This is a genomic window from Janibacter limosus, assembly GCF_004295485.1.
Lineage (GTDB): Bacteria > Actinomycetota > Actinomycetes > Actinomycetales > Dermatophilaceae > Janibacter > Janibacter limosus_A.
The window spans coordinates 1,390,493-1,410,361 of the sequence record NZ_CP036164.1 but is presented as its reverse complement, the minus strand read 5'-3'; the positions used below and the strand labels follow the sequence as shown (position 1 = coordinate 1,410,361).

General features: G+C 64.8%; 15 protein-coding genes and 1 tRNA gene. 4 read left to right on the top strand and 12 right to left on the bottom strand.

The window, feature by feature from the left end:
- Positions 1–6: 6 nt before the first annotated feature.
- Together EXU32_RS06755 and EXU32_RS06750 are read right to left on the bottom strand one after the other, a co-directional pair.
- Positions 7–2,022, bottom strand: coding sequence for a vWA domain-containing protein (locus EXU32_RS06755; protein WP_130629204.1), 2,016 nt, complete (start codon positions 2,020–2,022; stop codon positions 7–9).
- Complete coding sequence (locus tag EXU32_RS06750; protein ID WP_130629203.1) at positions 2,012–3,412, bottom strand: magnesium chelatase; 1,401 nt, start codon at positions 3,410–3,412, stop codon at positions 2,012–2,014. Before EXU32_RS06750 ends, EXU32_RS06755 begins: the two co-directional genes overlap by 11 nt.
- 91 nt (positions 3,413–3,503) lie before the next feature.
- Between EXU32_RS06750 and EXU32_RS06745 the strand changes: the two genes are divergently transcribed.
- A complete protein-coding gene (locus EXU32_RS06745) occupies positions 3,504–4,082 on the top strand; it encodes a ClpP family protease (RefSeq protein WP_130629202.1) in 579 nt (192 codons plus the stop codon).
- On the top strand, positions 4,079–4,666 hold the full coding sequence (locus EXU32_RS06740) for a ClpP family protease (protein ID WP_130629201.1): 588 nt from the start codon (positions 4,079–4,081) through the stop codon (positions 4,664–4,666). The genes EXU32_RS06745 and EXU32_RS06740 overlap by 4 nt, the downstream gene beginning before the upstream one ends.
- A 3-nt stretch (positions 4,667–4,669) precedes the next feature.
- Here EXU32_RS06740 and EXU32_RS06735 read toward each other — a convergent pair whose 3' ends face one another.
- On the bottom strand, positions 4,670–5,023 hold the full coding sequence (locus EXU32_RS06735) for a helix-turn-helix domain-containing protein (RefSeq protein ID WP_130629200.1): 354 nt from the start codon (positions 5,021–5,023) through the stop codon (positions 4,670–4,672).
- A 127-nt stretch (positions 5,024–5,150) separates the two neighbouring features.
- Between EXU32_RS06735 and EXU32_RS06730 the strand changes: the two genes are divergently transcribed.
- Positions 5,151–5,399 carry a DUF3775 domain-containing protein gene (locus EXU32_RS06730; RefSeq protein WP_130629199.1) on the top strand — a complete coding sequence of 83 codons (249 nt, stop codon included), beginning with the start codon at positions 5,151–5,153 and terminating at the stop codon, positions 5,397–5,399.
- 177 nt (positions 5,400–5,576) lie between these two features.
- On the opposite strand, the gene EXU32_RS06725 is transcribed toward EXU32_RS06730, so the two are convergent.
- The 7 genes from EXU32_RS06725 to EXU32_RS06695 all read right to left on the bottom strand — a co-directional run bounded on the left by EXU32_RS06725 (position 5,577) and on the right by EXU32_RS06695 (position 13,963).
- Positions 5,577–5,650: transfer RNA gene (locus EXU32_RS06725), tRNA-Pro, on the bottom strand.
- Positions 5,651–5,901: 251 nt separating this feature from the next.
- On the bottom strand, positions 5,902–7,221 hold the full coding sequence (locus EXU32_RS06720) for a Shedu anti-phage system protein SduA domain-containing protein (protein ID WP_165399599.1): 1,320 nt from the start codon (positions 7,219–7,221) through the stop codon (positions 5,902–5,904).
- Between the two features lie 129 nt (positions 7,222–7,350).
- Positions 7,351–9,207 (bottom strand): hypothetical protein, encoded by a 1,857-nt coding sequence (locus tag EXU32_RS06715; protein WP_130629197.1) that lies wholly within the window; start codon positions 9,205–9,207, stop codon positions 7,351–7,353.
- Positions 9,208–9,215: 8 nt separating this feature from the next.
- A complete protein-coding gene (locus EXU32_RS06710; protein WP_130629196.1) occupies positions 9,216–11,780 on the bottom strand; it encodes a sensor histidine kinase in 2,565 nt (854 codons plus the stop codon).
- A complete protein-coding gene (locus tag EXU32_RS06705; RefSeq protein ID WP_130629195.1) occupies positions 11,773–13,116 on the bottom strand; it encodes a hypothetical protein in 1,344 nt (447 codons plus the stop codon). Before EXU32_RS06705 ends, EXU32_RS06710 begins: the two co-directional genes overlap by 8 nt.
- 20 nt (positions 13,117–13,136) lie before the next feature.
- A complete protein-coding gene (locus EXU32_RS17665) occupies positions 13,137–13,742 on the bottom strand; it encodes a DUF1643 domain-containing protein (protein ID WP_431603063.1) in 606 nt (201 codons plus the stop codon).
- Between the two features lie 23 nt (positions 13,743–13,765).
- Entirely contained in the window at positions 13,766–13,963 is a 198-nt protein-coding gene (locus tag EXU32_RS06695) for a helix-turn-helix domain-containing protein (protein WP_130629193.1), read from the bottom strand.
- A 313-nt stretch (positions 13,964–14,276) separates the two neighbouring features.
- Between EXU32_RS06695 and EXU32_RS06690 the strand changes: the two genes are divergently transcribed.
- Positions 14,277–15,656 carry an IS1380 family transposase gene (locus EXU32_RS06690; RefSeq protein WP_130628322.1) on the top strand — a complete coding sequence of 460 codons (1,380 nt, stop codon included), beginning with the start codon at positions 14,277–14,279 and terminating at the stop codon, positions 15,654–15,656.
- A gap of 102 nt (positions 15,657–15,758) precedes the next feature.
- Here EXU32_RS06690 and EXU32_RS06685 read toward each other — a convergent pair whose 3' ends face one another.
- Complete coding sequence (locus EXU32_RS06685) at positions 15,759–16,121, bottom strand: sulfate permease (protein WP_130629192.1); 363 nt, start codon at positions 16,119–16,121, stop codon at positions 15,759–15,761.
- 153 nt (positions 16,122–16,274) lie between these two features.
- Positions 16,275–19,814 (bottom strand): MobF family relaxase, encoded by a 3,540-nt coding sequence (mobF, locus tag EXU32_RS06680; protein ID WP_130631089.1) that lies wholly within the window; start codon positions 19,812–19,814, stop codon positions 16,275–16,277.
- Positions 19,815–19,869: the final 55 nt, after the last annotated feature.

The following is a 19,869-nucleotide window of genomic DNA, read 5'->3' as shown; positions in this document are numbered from 1 at the left end:
GCCGGGTCAGGTGCCGAACCAGAAGCCCCGGCCGCCGAACCAGTCGCCGTAGTCGCCTGATGCTCCCCCGGCCGGGCCGCGCGACCCGAGGTAGGAACCCACGACCGCGGCGCCGAGGTCGTCCAGCTCCGGGGCGACGACCCGGCCACCGGCGCGTCGCGCCAGCGTCTCGACGAACCGCGCGAGACCGGGGTCCTCCCCGAGGCGGAAGAAGGTCGTCTGCGCCCCGAGCCGCGAGGCGTTGTCGAGCTCGCGCACCGTGACGGCGATCGTCAGCGGGTGCGGCGGGTAGTCGAAGAAGGCCTGACCACCGGGCTCGAGGTGCGCGGTGGGCTCGCCGTCGGTGACGATCAGCAGCACGGGCTGGGCGTTGGGGTGCCGGCGGAAGTGCCGGTTGGCCAGGAGGAGCGCGTGGTGGAGGTTGGTCCCCTTGTCCCAGTAGGCGTCGAGGCCGGTCAGCTCCTCGACCTCCATGACCGCGGCATGCCGACCGAAGCCGATCAGCTGGAGGTGGTCGCCGCGGAACCGGGTGCGGATGAGGGTGTGCAGGGCCAACGCTGTCCGCTTCATCGGGACCCAGCGCCCGTCCATGGCCATCGAGAAGGAGGTGTCGACGAGCAACGCGACAGCGGCCTGGGTGCGGGCCTCGGTCTCGGCGACCTCGATGTCGTCGGCGACGATCCTGCGGCCGCCCCCGTCGGCGGCCCGTCGCCGCACGCCGTTGAGGATGGTGCGGGGGATGTCCCACGGCTCGGTGTCGCCGAACTCCCATGCACGTGAGGCCCCCGACCGCTCGCCGGCCGCTCCGGCCTGGCGCAGGTCGCGTTGCCCCTGACGTCCTGACATGCGCTGGGCGATGTCGCGCAGCAGCGCCTTGCCCAGCTGACGCATGGCCTTGGGGGTGAGGCGCAGCTGTCCGTCGGAGTCACGGCGCACCGAGCCGCTGCTGCGCAGGGCCTGCTCGAGGTCGCGCAGGGCGCGAGCGTCGACAGCCGCCTGCTCCCCGAGAGCCCTGGCCAGCTCGTCGAGGTCGATGTCGTCCAGGCCGGCGCCGGCGTGCGACTGGGAGAGCTGCTCGCCCAGCGCGTCGAGCCGCGCGATGTCCTGCAGCATGCCGGTGCCGTCACCGAGGCCGAGGCCCTGCTCGCCGCCGAGCTGCTCGGACCCGCTCCAGTCCTCGCCGGGACGCAGCGCCTGCAGGGTGCCGTCGAGCCGGGTCAGGGCCTCCATCAGCCCGGGTGAGCCGAAGGCCTGGGCGGACAGCTGCATGAGCTCCTCGCGCTGCTCGGGGGTCATCGAGTTGAGCAGCCGCTGTGCCGCAGCGGCCCGCTGGGCCAGCGCGTCGACGAGCTCGTCGACGTCCTGCGGCCCCTCGGGGAAGAAGTCGCCGTGGCGGTCCATGAAGTCGGCGAAGTCCTGCGGGGTGTCCTCGCCACGCTCGTGCTTCTCAAGCAGCTCGTTGAGGTCGCGCAGCATCGCCTCGACCGCTGCCCGGTCCTCGTCGGTCGCGCCCTCGAGCGCCTGCTTCATCCCCGCGAAGCGCTGGTCGAGCACCTCACGCCCGAGCAGGTCCTTGATCTGCTCGTAGTCGGCGCGGGCCTGCGAGGACTGCCAGGGGTAGTCCTGCAGCTCGCTCACGGCGGCCGCGGTCGACGGCGAGAGGTTGTCCAGGCGCATCTGCGCGAAGTCACGCTCCAGGTCGTCGAGGTGGACGTCCCGGGCCAGCTGTTTGCGCTCCTCGAGCACCGCGCGGTCCAACAGCTCGCGGACCTCGCGGAAGGTGCCGTCGAGACCGTGCTGCTGGAGCAGCTCACGCCGCAGCTCGTTGACCTGGCGGGCGAGGTCGTCCAGGCCCGTCTGACCACGGCCGCCGCGCCGGAGGAACTCGCGCAGCGCGTGCTCCGGTGAGGCGCCACCCATGACCTGCTCGCCGATCGTGTCGAGGGCCTCGGCGATGTCGGCGGGCGGCGCGAGCGGGTCCCCGCCGTCGTAGCGGTGGAAGCGACTGCGGCTAGTGGCCATACACGGTCGCCCCGCCGGAGGAGTCCTTGCCGATCTTGCGGGCGAGGTACAGGCCCTCGAGCACGAGCTCGAGGGCAGCTGCTCGCTCGCCGTCGGAGCGGGCGTCGAAGCGCTCGTAGACCTCGTCGTAGACGGTGGCCTCGCCCAGCGCCGGGAGTCCCTCGAGGAAGTCGTGCGCGGTGACCTGCTCACCGGTCGCGATCTCGGCCCCCTCCTCGACCGTCCGCACGAGCGGACCGAAGTCGATCCCGAGCACGAGGTGCCGGACGGTGTCGGCGACGGCGGTGCGCAGCAGGTGGGTGAGGATCTCGAGCTCGCGCCCCTCCTCACCGCTCTCGAACTCGATCTTGCCGCCGAGGACCCCGACGGCGGTCTCGAGGTCGACGACCCGGGCCACCGGGTCGTCCTCGCCCTCGGTCGCGGCGCGGTGGAGTGCCGACGCGGCGATCGTCTCGGCACCGGCGATGGCAAACCGGGCGCTCACCCCGCTGCGCTGGTCGACCGCCGAGGACTCGCGCAGGTTGCGGGTGAACCGTGCGAGCACCTCCAGGAGGTGGTCGGGTACCTCGGCGACGAGGTGCGCCTCCTGCCGGGTCACGGCGATCTCTGCCTCGAGCTCTCTGGGGTAGTGCGTGCGGATCTCGGCACCGAAGCGGTCCTTGAGCGGCGTGATGATGCGACCACGGTTGGTGTAGTCCTCGGGGTTGGCGCTGGCGAGCACGAGGACGTCGAGGGGCAGACGCAGGACATAGCCACGGACCTGGATGTCCCGCTCCTCCATGACGTTGAGCATCGCCACCTGGATCCGCTCGGCCAAGTCCGGCAGCTCGTTGATCGTCACGATCCCGCGGTGGCTGCGTGGGATGAGCCCGAAATGGATCGTCTCGGGGTCGCCCAGGGCACGGCCCTCGGCGACCTTCATCGGGTCGACGTCACCGATGAGGTCGGCGACGGAGGTGTCCGGTGTCGCCAGCTTTTCGACATAGCGCTCGTCGCGGTGCCGCCAGGTGATGGGAAGGGCGTCGCCCAGCTCTGCGGCGAGGCGACGGGATGCGTGGGTGATCGGCTCGAAGGGGTGCTCGGCCAGGTCGGAGCCGGCGATCACCGGGGTCCACTCGTCGAGCAGGCCCGCGATGGTGCGCAGGAGGCGGGTCTTGCCCTGACCGCGCTCGCCGAGGAGCACGATGTCGTGGCCGGCGAGCAGCGCTCGCTCGACCTGCGGGATCACCGTGTCCTCGTAGCCGTGCAGTCCGGGCCACGGGTCCTCACCCTCGCGCAGGCGGGCGAGGAGGTTGTCCCGCAGCTCCTCCCGAAGGGGCTTGGCGACGTACCCGGCGGCACGCAGCTCGCCGACGGTCGAGAGGGTCGGGGCGGCAGTGGAGTTGCTCACCCTCCCGAGGTTAGCCCCCTCTGCTGCCAGCGGATCCGCCAGGAGCAGAAGGGTGCAGGTCCTCCCCCTTCGGCGGAGCAGGGTTGGAGCCATGGCTGACACACCGACCCCACGACTCTTCGACGACCGGACCAGACGAGAGCTCCTCCAGGAGCGCGTCCTCGTCCTCGACGGCGCCGCGGCGGACCCGGCTGCCGACGTCGCGCTGTGGATCCACTCCCCCGGCGGCTCCGTCCCCGCGATGCTCGCGATCCGTGACGTCATGCGGCTGGTGCCCAACGACGTGAGCACGCTCGCGCTCGGGATCGCCTGCAGCGCAGGGCAGTTCCTGCTCTCCTCCGGGACGCCGGGCAAGCGCCGCGCGTTGCCGCACTCCCGCGTCCTCATGCACCAGGGCTCGGCCGGCATCGGCGGTACGGCCGTGGACGTCGAGCTGCAGGCCGACGACCTGCGGCACACCCGCGACACCGTCCTCGGGCTGATCGCGCAGGACACCGGGCAACCGCTGGAGCGGGTCTTCGAGGACTCGCTGCGAGACCGGTGGTACTCGGCGCAGGAGGCGGTCGACTACGGCTTCGTCGACGCGATCGTGGCGTCCTTCGACGAGGTCTCCCCGAAGTCCAGGGAACGCACCGGATTTGCCGGCTCCCTTGCGGGGAGCGCGCGATGAGCACCTACTCGATCCCCAGCGTCATCGCCCAGCACCCGCGCGGCGAGCGGATCATGGACGTCTACTCGCACCTGCTCACCGAGCGCATCATCTACCTCGGCACGGGCATCGACGCCGGTGTCGCCAACGCCCTGATCGCCCAGCTGATCCACCTCGAGTCGGTCGCACCGGACCGGGACATCCAGCTCTACATCAACTGCGAAGGGGGTGACCCCAGCGCGATGCTCGCGGTCCTGGACACCATGCGCTACATCCGACCCGATGTCGCGACGACCTGCGTCGGCCAGGCGGTGGCCGTCGGCGCCGTGCTGCTTGCTGCCGGCACCCCGGGCAAGCGCGCTGCGCTCTCGCACGCCCGGGTCGTCCTGCACCAACCGTCGCTGCAGGGCCGCGGACCGATCCCCGACCTGATCCTGCAGGCCGACGAGCTCGTGAGGGTGCGCTCGGACATCGAGGAGGTCCTGGCCTCGGCCACCGGTCGGCCCGTCGCGGAGCTGCGTGCGGACACCGATCGGGATCGGGTCTTCACCGCGGCGGCGGCGCGGGACTACGGGCTCATCGACGAGGTGATGGAGACGCGCTGAGGGTCAGGCGGCGAGGGCGAGGACGGACGCCGTGGTGCGAGAGCGCTGCGGCGTCCGGACCGCCTCGGCGACGGCCAGGGTGAGGTCGACGAGCGTGACGTCCAGGGCTCCTCCCACCGCGGCGATCATCTCGCTCGAGGGTTCCTTGCGGCCGCGCTCGATCTCGGAGAGGTACTGCGGCGAGATGCCCGCTCGGTCCGCCGTCTCCCCCAGGGTGCGGCCCTGCTCGTGCCGCAGCCGGCGCAGCTCTTCGCCGAGGAGGTCACGCCAGAGGGGATCGCTCGGCCGCTGTCGGGCGAGGAGCTTGCGCTCGAAGGGGGTCGCCTCACGGCCTCGGGTCAGCGTCGAGTCGCTCATGCCTCAGCGTAGATCCGCCGGGTCTGGCCTGAGGGAGATTCTGCTCTGGGCAGAACCCTCGTGCATGGCCCCGCCCGCCGCGGGTAGGGCCACAGGGACATGTCCGCCCCACGACGAGAGGACACAGATGACCGAGTACTCGACCGAGGAGATGGACGCGGCTCGCGAGGCCGCGCAGAAGGCGGTCGACACCGCCACCTCGTGGGACTACAGCGCTGGCCAGACCAAGATCGCGGACAAGCTGCGCGAAGGGCTCGACGCCGCAGGCGTCACGGTCGACGACGAGGAGTTCGCGCGTCTGGTCACCGAGATCGACGCCGTCGCCGCCGATGAATCAGTCGGCGCGCCCACGGTGACGTCGGCCTCTCCACGCTGACGCGCTGCATCCGCTGCGATCTGCAGCGCGTCCGCTCGTGAGTCGTCGTTCGAAGAAGCACCGCGACCCAGGAGTCGCGGTTGTTCTTCGAACGAGCAGTTTTGGCCCGCAGAACGCAATAGCCGGACCTACATTTCTGTAGGTCCGGCTATGCCGATGTCCTGAGACATCACGACGTCGGGCTGACAGGATTTGAACCTGCGACCCCTTGACCCCCAGTCAGGTGCGCTACCAAGCTGCGCCACAGCCCGTGGCATCATTATTCGGTTGTTCGGGCCGACCAGAGCGGGGTAAACCCCTTACCCCCCAGGTGCCAGGAGTAGTCCTCCAAGGCCGCATAGCCTAGGGTTCTGCCTTCCCAGAGAGAGCTTCGCACGTCACGCTTTGCATGGTTTTCAGGTCGTTGGTCACCTAATTGGTCCACTCCACCGCTGGGGCCAAAGCGCGTCCCGGCGCTCCCCGAAAACTTGAAGCGGGGCGGTCGATGGCTCTGCCGCCCGCTTCACCATGGCAGTCGGTTGAACTCCTCGTCCTCGTCTTCAGCGAAAAGCTCATCAAACGTGGACGCAGATGACACCGGAAGAGAAACGACCTGTTTGCCAACTTGCTCGTTCAGGTTGTCCACTGCGAACTTGGTCTTGTACAAAGCGTGTCCACTCAAATTCCGCGCACCTCGGAGCAGCCAATCCCACGAGTGCACTGCGATTCTGGCGGCCTCCTCAGACCGTGCCCGAGAGGCCTGCCGCTCGGCTGCAGGATCGTCGCGGCCGATGATGACAAGGCCGGGAGCGCGGGTAGTAAGCCCGTGATAGCCCTGCTCCATCTGCGCATAGCTCACGTTGCGAGTGAGCCACTCCCGCCAGTCCTCAACCTGCTCTATTGCGTGTCGCGTCTGTTGTGCGAGCTTGCCCTTGTTCGTCAGAATCTTGTGCCGCGCGCCCTCGATCTCGATCGTCACCCATTGAGGGCCGACGCTATTGATGCCTAGGACGAGGAAGTCGGGCACATACTCGGAGCCAAGTCGCGGCTTCGGAATCACGAAGGTCTTCCAGCCTCCGACGACGGTTGATGCCAGCAGTTCGGGATACTGGGTTAGCACCTTTTGCAGCGGCTCTTCGCGTTTCTCCCCTGATTCGAGCAACTCTTCGAGCGCTCGAATCGCCTCCGGTGCCGGTACGTGACTCTTGAGTTCGTACTTCGCCAGAGGAGCGAAATTATCTAGGTTCGTGGAGGCTGAGACGGTCGCGTTCAGCACAGACTCACCGACGCTCTTTACCGCAGCCGCATACCCCGGAGATCCGACGCGCTCGACCGTTTCGAGATTGTTCGGCCATGCGCTCCGAACCGGCTTTAGCTTCATGAAGATACGGCCACTGTCCTGGATGGTGGAAATCACCCTGCGTTCACCGGCCTTCCAACCAGCACTCGAAACAACATCGCCGACCTGGGGTCGCAGGGCACGCAAGCCACGAATCGTCTTCAGGATGTAGCGCGACTCAAACCAGGCCGTCACCTCCTCGTGCGTACCCGTAATGAGGGACTCGGTACGGGTGACGCCTAATTCGTCCTCGATGTCCCCGAGTACTTCGGGGACATCGTCAACCGCTCGGAACCCGATTCTCAGCTCGGCGCTCAGATGGTGACGTATCACCACCGCTGCGACTGGCGCCGGTAACGAACCGGAAAGCGGCACTCCGAGGCTCTTCGCGACGACCAACTGCTCGGCTGAGGGCCCGGTTACTAGCGTATCGAGGCGGTCGGCAACCAACTGCCACCGAGGAAACGTTGTCAAGGACCCGGCCTGTCCGTCGCTGTTCAACATATCGTGCGTCCTCATTCCGCTCTCGTTGTTCCGATGGTCAATCCGAAGTCGTGACGCCGGCTGACCGTGCTGCGCGAGGACGTGCTATCCGGTGGTTCGTGGTCGATAACTTACGTCTCCGGCCCGCAACTACACCTCTTCTTCGGCTTCGACAAACAAGGGAGCATCGAACGCCGGGCGTGCATGATGGTTCGCGAGTAGCGCCAAGAGTCCCCGGGCGGCGTTATCTGCGATTCGCGCGTATCGCTCTAGGCCAAACTCGATCGTCTCTTTGGCCGGGTCAATCTTGGCTGTCAGTCCGAGTTTGTGCTTGGGCTTTGTACTCAGCAACGCGGCTACCAGATGCCTGGTGACTGCTCGACCTTCTGCTTCTTTGCCCTCGACGACCGAGGTACCCTGCTCCAAGGTCTTGTATTCCTTGAGCAGGTCTGCGCACTCGGCTTTCATCCGCTCGAATCTGCGGAGCCACGAGCTGGGGAGAGACTTGGAGGCTGACGCGTCTGTCTTGATGATCGACTTCCCGGAGCCACTGGTGATGCAGGCATCCAGCGCCAGTGTCGGCACATGAATTTGTCGAGCGAACTGGATTCGCCACAGTTCCTTTTCGCTAGGAATGAGGATTCCTACGTCTGCCTGGTTGTCTTTGAGGTCTCTATACGTGTCCGTGTCTGGGACTTTGACCGCTCGACGGATCTCGGTCAGAACCAGGGAGTTGAGTTCGTTGCCGCGTTTGCCGTCTGCTCGGACGCTGAGGTCACAAGCCTGCGCGAGAAGAATGTAGTACCTGTCGGCACCTCGTGACTTTCCGTTCGCGAGCAAGTCGTGTACGCGGAATATGTCGCCTATCTCCAGTGGAAGTGCCAGGCCGGAGAGAGTGGTTGCGTCATCGAACCGTTCATCCCACTCGATTTTGGAGATCTCGGACGGCTTCTCGGCCGCTTCGAAGTACAGTTCAATACCCGCCGCGTTGCGTAGTTGTTCTAGGGCGCCTTCGATGAAGGCGCCATCTCTCAGCTCTTTGGCTAGATGCTTGCGAGACACGGCAGCGGGCATTCGCATAGCTAGGTCGGTTTCGAAGACTCCTTCCGACCTGGCTGCTTCGAATGATGCGAGCAAGGCGTACCTGGTCACGTCACGCATGAAGTTGATACCTTGAGCGCCCGCGATCTCGAGACTCCGTATCGCGTGCGCTCTGAACTCTTCAAGTTCTCTCGAGAACAGCAGGACCCTCAGGGCTTCGGGAAACGAGTCCGTCTGGAGGCGCCGTTTCGCCACGACGATGACCGGCCGGGGCGGCGTGACGCCCGCGCTGATCTCGCGTGCGATCTCGTCTTCGCGCCCTTCGTCGGATGCTGTGTGGGTGAGCAAACCTACGTAAACGTGGTCGCGATCGTCTCGCCCTAGGACTCCCCGCACCAGGTCGTCTCCGGCGGTCGCGGACTGTCCCTCATTCTCGAAACTGCGATCGAACAGGAGAAGAGTCGGCCTCACATCGACGAGGAGCTGCTGTCCAGTGGCTCGCCATTCCACGAGCCCCATTCTGACTAGTTCAATGTCATCGCCGAGCAGATCAGGTAGCGCAAGCAGGGCAGCGTTGTTGCTGACGACCGCCTCCGGTTGCCTTTCAAGAGGTCCTTCGCCTACCGCGCGGGACGCAGCAAAACTCAGTTCGACTCGGTTGTCGTCGCTGAGTTCTTCCCAGCGCTCTTCTACTAGCGTGATGGCCTCGTCCAAGTCGAGAGCATCGGCGGACCCGTCCTTCTCGTCTGGGAGAATGAACCGTGCGACCAGGACTGTGTCTAGGGTGCCTGCACGTAGCGCACCGATGACCGACTCCTTGCTTTGAATCTGACCTTGGGCATGGTCGTCATCCACGTTGATCACCCGGGTGATACCGAGAGCGTCCAACAGCTGTCGAGTCAGTCTCTTCGTTGGCGCAACATCCTCAGGCCCGTCGGACTGTTCGCTCAGTTCTTCGTCTGTCATGTCAGTTCTCAGGCATCTCTTGTCGACGATAGGGCTCGTGCGAAGCTCAATCGAAGGCGGCTTCGCCTTCCCTGTGCGTTTCGATCGGGCGCCAAGGTGATTGATGCGTCCATCGAGTCGAGGATTTGTCGAACGACGAACAGGCCCAGTCCGCGTCCCTGTTGCGCGGGTTTCATGGTGATAAATGGCTCGAATGCAAGCTCCTCGATCGACTCATCGAACCCAATGCCGTTGTCCTCGATAGTGATGTGGGGCTCATCAACAGTCACCGTGATGACGCCCTCGTCGATCGTTTTCGTTGCTAGGCCCTGGAGAAGCCAGTATTCGCTGTTCAGAACCAAGTTATCGAGGACCTGCGTGAGCTTTCCCGAGTTGGCGCGAATGGAGAAGTCGTTGACGATGTTCGTTTCCATTCGCAATCGGTTCGCGCCCCACCGTTCGAGGTAGTACCTGCGAAGAGTCTCGATCTCATCCGACATTGCTATGTCATCGCGGCGCTCGCGCATGTATCGCAGCGATGGCGTGAGACGCGAGACTTGTTTACTCAGCGCTCCGGAGGACGATCTCACGTGCTCAACGAATGTCCACACCCGCTGATCCTTGTGGTTGATGCTGTTGAGATACGTCGTGATCTGCGCGCTTCGAGCTCGAAGCCCGTCACTGATGTGCTGCACCTCGTGCGCGAGCGTTTCCGCACTGAGGCCGAGGGCTACTGATTCCCATGCATCGCTAATCTGCTCCTGCGCCAGATCGAGCTGTTGGGCGAGGAGTTCAACGCCTTGCTTCAGCGACTCTTGCTCGTTCAAGAGGCTGTCAAGGTTACGGATGAGGTCTTCGGCCTCAGAAGCAGCGAGACGAACCCGGGAGATCGTTTGATCCAAGGCGTTCGTCAGTGCCGGGTCCTGGAAGACCGTGGACTCGCTCACTTCCTTCTGTCGTTCGAGTTCCTCGGTCGCTTTCTGAATCTGCTGGATCGAAGAACTGGCGTTCGCCGTTTGACGCGCGAGACGGCTGGTTTCGTCGATCTGACTGGTTGCCTTGCGGATGAGGTCCTCGGGCGTCGCTCGCGGCTCGATGTTCGCCGCTTGTCCGAGTCGTTCTGCGCGGTACTCGTTGTAGCTTCTCCGCAGATACTCCTGGACCCGTCCTGTGTAGTCTGCCCAGGCGGTCAAGAGTCTGTAGAAGTTCCGGTACGCAGGAGTGTCCCTGAATGCTTCCCTGTTAGTTGTCTCTTCGAGGGCAGCATTTTCCTTCGCGCTGATGCTGACGTAGCCCGTGACGTTGCCGGGGCGGAGGCTGTAGTAGGAGGCGCCGGATGTCCACTTGGCGCCGAGGCCCAGCCAGTCGTCATCGACCCGAACGCCGAATCCGTCGCGGTAGACCTTGATCCCAACGAGTGCCTTGACGAACTCTCGGTAGTCGGATGCCTTGTCAAAGACGCTAGTGGTGTCCCTGGTCAGTGGGATTCCGCTCACCTCGCCGTGGAACGCGCCGGGATTCACCGGAGCGTCACCGACCATCTCCACCTTGCTCAGTTCCTCTAGCTTCTGGCTGAAGGTACTCGTGAGGAAGTGCTTGTCGTCGCCTAGCTGGACGCCGAGAGCCTTTCCGTTCTTTGCTTTCTCGTTCAGCAGCCACTCGGTGAAGGCGTAGCCGTTGTCGAAACCGATCAATTCGTCAAAGGTGGCGATGTCGGTCCGACCTTGCGGTGGACGGAGAACCTCCGCGGTGAATCGGCCTTCTATGGACAATTCTCTGCCGTCAAAATTGAAGCTGTAGGAGATCGGTGCGGCAGCCAGGATGCTCTGTGCAGTCTCGCGGAGGTTGATCGATTTATCATCGATTGCGAGAGTCATCCGGAATCCGGCGACTCCCTCATATGGCGAGATCATCGCTGCCAACTCGCGTTGGAGGTCGTTGGTTTCGTTCTGTTTCCAGAATTCTGGGTCGCGCAGGCCGCGGATCTCCAGCGTCGTCCCCGGCTTCAACGATCCGGGCGGCAGCCGGTGTACCTCAATCGGAACGGCGTTGAGGCTATCGGCAGCGGCGAATCGGCTCCAGATCATCGACACCTTCAACGGCGGGGATTCTTCTGCTAGGTTCCGCGTGCGGGTGGTGAGTGTGAGCACGTCCCCAAGCCGTTGGGCGCCGAGGCGACCTAGCCCTTTGTCTCCGAGCGGAGTCCGCTTCTTGGCCGTAGTCTCGCCGCGCGCCTTCATTTCCTGCTTGTGGCTAAGCGACACGGTCAGCCACCCGCGACGAATTGCCTCAAGGTCCATGCCGATGCCGTCATCATCAATCGTGATCGAGCCACGAAGTGTCGCACGGGGCGTCTCGTCCGATTGCTCGCGAGAGTCTTCCGAGATGACTTCACCGGTTACCGCGTCGGTAAGGACGTTCGTATCGATGACGACCCGGACTCTGGTTCCGTCAGCATCGTATGAGTTCTTGACCAACTCGCTGAGAGCTTGCATGTCGTCGGTGATCAGGTCGGCACCCAGTTTGAAGACGACGGAAGGGTGAACCTCCAGCCGCAACGTGTCGACAATCGTTTCGTCTACGGAGTCAGCCATGGTCACTCTTTCGCCATGCTCGTGTGACCAGAATCCACTCGCGCGCCATGGTCGCACCTTCGCTGTTCTTCGCGGCCATGCGTTTGCGCGATCCCGGCAGCGTGCGCTCGATGATGGTGACTATCTCGTGATTCTCAGCTTCCAGAAGCTCCCGTGTGATGTCCACGAGTGGGAAGGTTCGTTTCCCTACACGTCGCTCTCCAAGAGTGAAGAAGCAAAAGGCGCCGTCCTTGAGTCTTGCGCTGACGGCGCTGAGCGCATCACGGTAGTCACGAGTAAACGACAAGACTTTGCGTCGCAGGGGCGGGGCGCTGTCAATCTCCAGGATGAATCGCTCTAAGGATTTCGAGACGCCTGCTAGCTCATCCCGGGCATCATCAGCGTGCTTGAGTGAACCACCCAAACTAAGTGAGTCGATCCGAGAGGTTGAGTTCAGAAGAGCTGGGTCAAAACCGCCGGGGATATCGCTTGTATCTATCCAACGAAGCGGAAGATAACTGTGCTGTCCGTACGGGACTGTTGTCTTGTTGTCTCCGTATGGAGGCGAGGTCATGAGCACGTCCGCCTTCCGGGGTGCTACCCAGCGATCGGTAACTGAACCGGGCAGCAGCGTCGCCGTCGGAAGATGATCGTCACCAACGGCCGACATTTTCGTCCAGTGCAGTTTCAGACGCACGGCGTTGCGCCCTGCGACCGCGCGGAAGACCTTGATCGCGTCGGTCTCACGTCGGTCGATCTCATCTTGGGTGTAGGTGTGAAGTTTGAAGGTTGAGATGCGCGAGTTTGAGACTAAGCGGATGGTTTCGGCGAAGCAGATCCACATGAAGCGCCGGGTGACTAGATTGCTACGGTGCTTGATTGCTTCCCGAAGGCTGGCGAGCCCTGCTTTGATTTCTGGTTTGAACCACTTGTCGACGCCTGGAAAATCGGGAGCCTGAGCGTCGCTATACGTCGTTAATGCCTCGCTGATCGTCCGTCGTATTGCGAGCTGGGCGGCACCTAAAGTCGGCGGCGTGGCTTTGACCTGGCAGAGCAAGATAGCAAGTGGGTTGATGTCGCTTCCGTGGAAGTCGAGCCCTCGATACAAGCTCTCCAGCATGACTGTCCCTGACCCCGAAAAGGGGTCGTACACGAGCGAAGTATCTGGTTCGATCGCGAGCAGGTCGTCTAGCAGTGCGCCTTGAAGTTCTGGGACCATCATCGCCGGATACTGGAAGAGCGCGTGGTTGCCTGACCGACTCCGTAGCGCGTTGAATGACCAGAACTCCGGGTCGTCCTGGATCCGTTGCGCAAGCAGGTCTCGCAGCAGGTCGGACGGGCTGGCCGTCTGCTCCACGCGGGGCTGGATTGGGAGGCTCAAGCGGAAGTCCTCACGCGTGCAAACCTGGTGATGTCGTCGACCGTATCCAGTGTCATCGAGGCAATCGACCCCCCGTCGGGCTGACGGCGCCCAAGCATCGAATCCGTCCGGTGCAGCCGCAGAGCCTGCACGAATCGGTGTTCAATGCTGGAGCCTGTGTAGAGACCTCGCTGGGGCCCAACATATTGCCGCCACCGGGACGGGTGGCGAGCCTTTTCATCCATCATCAAGACGTGTTGGTGACCGTGTTCGATCGCTCGCGCCACCGTCCATGTGATCTGCTCACGTTTCCAGGTGTTCGCAATCCCGCGTAGGCGTGAGTCACCCCATCCGAATAAGAGGTGGTCCGACTTTCGAATTGTATCTTCGATCCCAGGCCGTGCTGCCTGCCAGGCATCAGGAGTGGTCGCCAGCTCGGCTAGATCACGAGAGTTGCGAGTTTGTAGTCCGACAAGGTTCACGATCGACACTCGGCAGAAGCCCAAAGCTTCTGCGGCCACACGGAGATTCCCGTGGCTGACAGAGTGAGGCCCTGAGAACGATGGGTTGAGCAGAACGGCGCACAGAGCGGGACCATCAGCGTTTCCGACCGAGCGAGCCATCGGGGCGGTCTCAATCTGCACAGTCACTGCTCCTCACGCGCCTTAGTGTCCTTGTCTCCTCTGACATAGGCGAGGACGTCGCTCTTCAGGAATCGCCAAGCTCGCCCTACCTTTTCCCCGGGGAGCGCTCCGTTGCGCGCAAGGGACAGAAGAGTCTTGCTACTGACGCGGAGCAAAGCTGCGGCTTCCTCCGCTGTCAGGACTTCGTGCTCTTCTGCCATCTTCCCGTAATCTCCTCTGGCGGGTCGTAAGTTCACGCTACCAGGGCGAGGGCTCAGTCTGGCGAAGCACGCTGAGATGAGGTCAAATTGAGCCGCGAGACGCAGTCTCCGTAGTCGCGGTCGGTCCAGCGTCAGGTAACGACACTGACCCATCCGACGTGTCGAGCTGCTCGACCTCAGCCCGGATCCACCGATGAGGTGTCGATGACGTAGGCAGTTGTGCGGGTCGGAACATGCGAATGCCCCTGCGAGCGAGGAGAATTGGGACTTACGACAGTTCCAGTTCACCAAGCAAAGAAGGGGCATCCGGTAGATGCAATCCTCTCACAACCTCACCGCCGTTTTCGATGACCCGAACCTGGTCTCCTGCGCCGGGCTGGCCCCGACCATGGCGCTGGCCCAGCGCGCCGGCCTGGCCCGGCTGGTCACCAAGCACCTGACACTCGAGGGGGACGGCAGCGCCAACGCGCACCTGAAGATCCCCGCCCTGGTCGCGGGGATGGTCGCCGGCGCGGACTCCATCGATGACATGGACCTGCTGCGCCACGGCGGGATGGACCGCCTGTTCACCGGGGTACGCGCTCCCTCCACGCTGGGCACGTTCTTGCGCACCTTCACCTTCGGGCACGTGCGGCAGCTGGACGCGATCGCCTCCCGGTTCCTGACCGGCCTGACCAAACAGTCTCCGGTCCTGCCCGGCGCGCACCGAATCGCCTACCTGGACGTCGACGACACGATCAAGGCCACCCACGGCTACGCCAAGCAAGGCGTCGGCTACGGCTACAACCACGTCAAGGGCGTCAACGCGTTGATCGCCACCCTGTCCACCCCGCTGGCCGCGCCGGTCATCGTGGGCACCCGACTGCGCAAGGGCAACACCAACTCCGCCCGCGGCGCGGGCAAGTTCGTCGCCGACGCACTGGCCACCAGCCGCGCCGCCGGCGCGACCGGCGAGCTGATCGTGCGCGCCGACTCCGCCTATTACGGCCACGACGTGGCCGCCGCCGCCCACCGGTCCGGTGCCAGGTTCTCCGTCACCGCCCGGATGAACACAGCTGTCACAGCGGCGATCTCGACCATCAGCGAGGAATCGTGGGTCCCGATCCGCTACCCCAACGCGATCTGGGACGAGGACGAACAGCGTCTGGTTTCTGACGCCGAGGTCGCCGAGATTCCCTTCACCGCGTTCACCTCCCGCCGCAAGAGTGAGCACATCACCGCCCGGCTGATCGTGCGCCGCGTCAAGCGCCTCAACCCCACCAGCGTGCCCGCCGGGCAAGGCGAGCTGTTCCCCACCTACCGCCACCACGGCGTGTTCACCGACACCCCGCTGCCCATGCTCGACGCGGAGGTCGCGCACCGCGCCCACGCCATCATCGAGCAGGTCCACGCCGACCTGCGCTCCGGTCCCCTGGCCCACGCACCCTCTGGCTCGTTCGCGGCGAACAGTGCCTGGCTGGTGCTGGCCGCGATCGCGTTCAACCTCACCCGCGCCGCCGGGGCCCTGGCCTCCCTCTTCCACGCCAAGGCCACCACCGCCACCATCCGCGACCAACTGATCAGCGTCCCGGCCCGGCTGGCCCGCTCCGCCCGCCGCCTGCGCCTGCATCTGCCCGAGGGCTGGCCCTGGCAGTACGCCTGGGAAGTCCTGTTCGCCGCCACCTGCGCACCACCAGGCACCGCGAGGAACTGACCACCAGCCCCGCCGGGGCACGACCAAGGACCTGCAGTGGAAGAGCCGGACAGACCGGCGACTACCTCACGCCCTCACACGCGACCACCCGAAAATCGTGAATCACGCCGTCACGAGAACCCGGACGGTGGATCCGGGCTCAGGCAGCCGGCTGTGGTTTTCGCGTCGCTTCACGATCCGAACTCTGAGGAGTTCGAAGACCGACACCGGCCCGATCCAGGCCATCTTGAGCGCGTTCCAGATGAACAGAAGCACCAAGAGGTGCAGCCACCCGGGACCGCCGTTCTCTGCGAGCTGCGCGCAGATGCTCGCGGCGTACAGGTACGGGATCGCCAGCGCCATCGCTGGGACTCCCCATCGCAGGCCGCGCCTATTGCGGATTGCGTCGAGCAGGATGTTGGTGGGCATGTAGCGGCGCAGGAAGTACCGGGTGCGGACGCTGAGGGCCCAGATGAGTCGGAACATGGACAGTCCTCTCCAGGGGTTCGGCGACAAGAACCTGAAAGGACCGCCCGTTGCCGGGGAAGTCATACTGTCGCGACCAGCGACAGCGCCAATATAGAGGCCGCCTCGTCATCCACGATACGACCTCGCGGCGACACAGGGAAGGGCCACCGATCATAACCAGCGGCCCAGCGGCTCCCGTCCACGTGGCGGCCCCGGCGCCTCTTCCGTGGCGACCGTGACACTACGCGCCCCGTCGAGCGCCGCCTTCGCACGGGCGGCATCGATCTTCTGCGCGGTCGCCACCGGGGTGGGGCCGAGAGGAGTGTCGTCGGTGATGCCATATCGGTCGCGGTAGGCGGCCACGATGCGGGCATTCCTGAGCCAGGCGTGTCGCTTCGCCTGCGGGCGAGGTGGCGAGCCGAGAGCTTTCGTCCATGCGGCTCCCTCGCTGAGGGCGCTGTCGAGCACGGCATCGGCTCGTTTTTCGATCAGGTCGCGTCGTTCGTCGAGTGCTTGACGCATGTCGTCGGCCATGGGACCGCTCGCAGCGGGGACAAGTCCTGCGATTAGCCGCAGTACCTCGCGTACGCGGCCGGAGCGTGCCGGGCGTGCGGTTGCCCGCGCTGCCCGGTGGTGGAGGACCGAGCTGATGTCGTCGGCGTCACTGAATCCCCGCGCGGCCACGAGACGCGGGAGCAAGCGGTCGAGGTCGTGATGGTTTGCCTCGGCCCGACGTAGCTCGGCAGTCAGAGCCCCGAACGCATCGGAGTCGACAGCGGCGCTTGCCTGATCTTCGGTAAGACCAGAGTCGCGGATGAGAGCCGCCCAGCGGTCGCGCTGAGCGGCCGCCGCGATGGTCTCGTACTCCGCGGCAAGCTGGGCGACCGAGCCCCACTGTTCGTGTTCGTTGGTGATGGTCTCGTTCGCGGACAGCTCGGCACCGACGTGTTGCAGGACGCCGTAGAGGACGGAATGTGCTGTGGCGTCGGGGTTGTCGCCCGGGTGCGGGGCGGCGTGGTCGTCGTCGGCTCTGTCGAGGACCACGTAGGCGTGGTTGGAGCGCCTACCGCGGGTCATCGAGACGTAGAAGTTCTCCCTCGTCGTGGTCGGCTCCACCAGGACGTGTGCGGTATCGGTGGTGATGCCCTGTGCACGATGGGCCGTGACGGCGTAGCCGAGGTCAACGTGCTCGGCCACGTACGCAGCCGGAAGGACGATCGCCCCGCCGAAGCGGCGTCCAGTTCGGCGGATGGTGACCGAGCCGTCGTCGCGGACGTCCTTGATGGCCCAGGCGTCGCCGTTACGGACCCAGTCCTTGCCGTTGCGGAGTCGACGGTTGTTTCGGCGGGTGATGATCGTGTCCCCCGCGCCGGCCATCGTCCCGTCAGCGAGTTCGACTTCTGCGCCTGGCATCAAGGTGCCGTCGAGAACGAGGTCTGCGCGGACGCGGGTATTGAGCGCGGTCGCCTGGTCGCGGGTCTCCGCGACCAGCACCGATGCAAGTCCTAAATCTCTGTCAGCTCGCCATGCCGAGTAAGCGGCATCGGTCATCAGATCGGCCTCACCGCCTCGGATGCGGTCGTGGTCGAGGTAGGTGCCGATCACTGCCGTGCGTCCGTGCCGTAATGCGAGTGATGCTGTCTTCTCCCACGCGTTCGTGAAGCGGTGGACGTCAACCAGCTCCGGCGCATCGTTCCGGTCGGCTACCAGGAGATTGAACGCGCCGCCTGCGTCTACGGACTGGAGCTGGGCGAAATCGCCGACCAGCAGCACCTTTGCTCCGGCCCGCTCCGCCAGGCGCGTGATTCGATCTAAAGACAGGGTGCCGGCCAGCGACGCCTCGTCGATGACGACGAGCTGGCCTGCGTCGAACGAGGTCCCGTGCACGAGGTGGTTGTGCCACCATTTCGCCGTGTTCTCGGTCTGGATGCCGAGATCGTCGGCCAGCACTTGCGCGGCCACCGCGGACGGCGCGAGTCCGACCACGGACCCTCTCCCGTGCTCGACTTCCCACGCGCGGCGCAGGGCATTCATGGCGGTCGTCTTGCCCGCGCCGGCGGGGCCGACCAGTACGTCGAGCACCCGGCCAGAGACGGCAATCTTCATGAGCGCGTCGGCCTGGTCCTCACTCAGCATCCGATCCTCGGCGTCGGGCCGGGAGGTGACTTTCTCGACGGAGCCCACCGAGACCGTGGGTGCCGTCAGCGTGCGAGAGCGGTCGAGCAGTCGGTCTTCGGCGGCAAGTAATAGCTCGGAGGAGAACACGGTCGAGTGCTTGGGCCGGAACACGCTGGTTCCGTCGACACGACGCAATGCCGCCGGACTGGTGGCAAGGTCCGGTGGGGTCAGCCGCAGCGACGCCTGTTCGGCAGCGTCAGCAATCATCCCGACGATCGCTTCTCGATCCCGCATGGATACGAAACGCCAGTGCATCGTCTGCCGCGAGGCCTCAGCCATCAGATTCCATCGCCGCCAGGTCGACCGCTTTTCGCCGACAATCTCAACCACCGCAGTACCGAGTCCTTCGATGATCTCCAGCGGCACATCGTCGGCGCGCAGCAGGAGCGAGCCGTTGTTGTTCGTGAGGTTGCGTGCCCAGGTGGTGGCGTCCCGACCGAGAACGTCGGTGGCGCGCGATCGCCATTCGGTAGCGAGGTCAGCCAACGATCGGACCTCCTTGTCGGGCCGCGTGGAAAGGGTTGCTTGGGCGCGCAGCTTCAGGATCGTCGCCGGGGGTGGCCGGCGACCGTGTTTGCTCACGTAGTCGGCGATGAGGCGGTCGGTCTCGGAATCAATGTGCCGGGCACGAGTCGAGAACTCGGCCACCAACTCTTCCGGCACGCCACTGATCGCCCACGCGGGACTGCGGTCACGACCCCTGTCACGGGCTTCCCACTCGACACCGAAAGTGCGGGTCATGTGGTCGGCGAAAACGGCCTCGTGCAACTCGGATAGCGCGACGACGGCGGCGTGCATCGGCCGCCCATCCAAGCTCCGCCACTTCCCATCGAGAGCGGTCTGGACCTTGTTAGAGATGACGACGTGAGTGTGCAGGTGGGGATCACCAGCACGGGAGTCGAAGTGGTCGAAGGCCGTCGCGATCAGGCCTGTGACATCGACTTGCGCAACGGCTCCGTCGCCGGCGGTTGCGCCAGTGCGAGTGGCTGCAACCTCGCGTTCCATGAATGCAACTACCTCCGCAACTGCCCCATGGTGCGCCTCCCCTATCAACGCCTGCGTCCCTGCATCTGCGACCGCCCACAACACGGATGCAGATTTCGGAATCGAGAAGGTGAAGTCGAACCCGGCCACCGCCCGTCGCGTCCCGCGCTCGGTCTCCTCGGCCTGGATTTGCGCGACCGCATCTCCCATCGCACCGGGAGACATTGTTGGGTCGAGGTCTGCGATCCGTGCCTCGATCCGCTCTGAGGCGGATTTGTAGGCCGGGAACGCTAACCCGAGTGGATCTCCGGTGATCGGGTCACGGCCCATCCCCATGAGGAGCTGGAGCTGCGCCTCGGACACTCGACCACCCACCGCGAGCTGGCCGCTCCCGAGGGACGCGACACCCGACCCGAGCCATTGGCCTGGCGGGGTTCCCGCCTCGGCGTAGTAGCGAGTCAAGGGCGTCGAGAACGACCTGTCGCCGTCTGCGGCGGCTACCGTACGCAGCAGGTACTTGTAGCCGTCACCTGCGGATATCACTCGCATCGAGACCGTCACATGCAGCAGGTGCGCCTCCCCGCGCTTGGCGCTGTCGGTCGCC

Coding starts and splice junctions, on each gene's coding strand:
- EXU32_RS06755 (WP_130629204.1), bottom strand. CDS start 2,022: ATGGCCACTAGCCGCAGTCGCTTCCACCGCTACGACGGCGGGGACCCG.
- EXU32_RS06745 (WP_130629202.1), top strand. CDS start 3,504: ATGGCTGACACACCGACCCCACGACTCTTCGACGACCGGACCAGACGA.
- EXU32_RS06740 (WP_130629201.1), top strand. CDS start 4,079: ATGAGCACCTACTCGATCCCCAGCGTCATCGCCCAGCACCCGCGCGGC.
- EXU32_RS06735 (WP_130629200.1), bottom strand. CDS start 5,023: ATGAGCGACTCGACGCTGACCCGAGGCCGTGAGGCGACCCCCTTCGAG.
- EXU32_RS06730 (WP_130629199.1), top strand. CDS start 5,151: ATGACCGAGTACTCGACCGAGGAGATGGACGCGGCTCGCGAGGCCGCG.
- EXU32_RS06720 (WP_165399599.1), bottom strand. CDS start 7,221: ATGTTGAACAGCGACGGACAGGCCGGGTCCTTGACAACGTTTCCTCGG.
- EXU32_RS06715 (WP_130629197.1), bottom strand. CDS start 9,207: ATGACAGACGAAGAACTGAGCGAACAGTCCGACGGGCCTGAGGATGTT.
- EXU32_RS06710 (WP_130629196.1), bottom strand. CDS start 11,780: ATGGCTGACTCCGTAGACGAAACGATTGTCGACACGTTGCGGCTGGAG.
- EXU32_RS17665 (WP_431603063.1), bottom strand. CDS start 13,742: ATGGCTCGCTCGGTCGGAAACGCTGATGGTCCCGCTCTGTGCGCCGTT.
- EXU32_RS06695 (WP_130629193.1), bottom strand. CDS start 13,963: ATGGCAGAAGAGCACGAAGTCCTGACAGCGGAGGAAGCCGCAGCTTTG.
- EXU32_RS06690 (WP_130628322.1), top strand. CDS start 14,277: ATGCAATCCTCTCACAACCTCACCGCCGTTTTCGATGACCCGAACCTG.
- EXU32_RS06685 (WP_130629192.1), bottom strand. CDS start 16,121: ATGTTCCGACTCATCTGGGCCCTCAGCGTCCGCACCCGGTACTTCCTG.
- mobF (WP_130631089.1), bottom strand. CDS start 19,814: ATGCGAGTGATATCCGCAGGTGACGGCTACAAGTACCTGCTGCGTACG.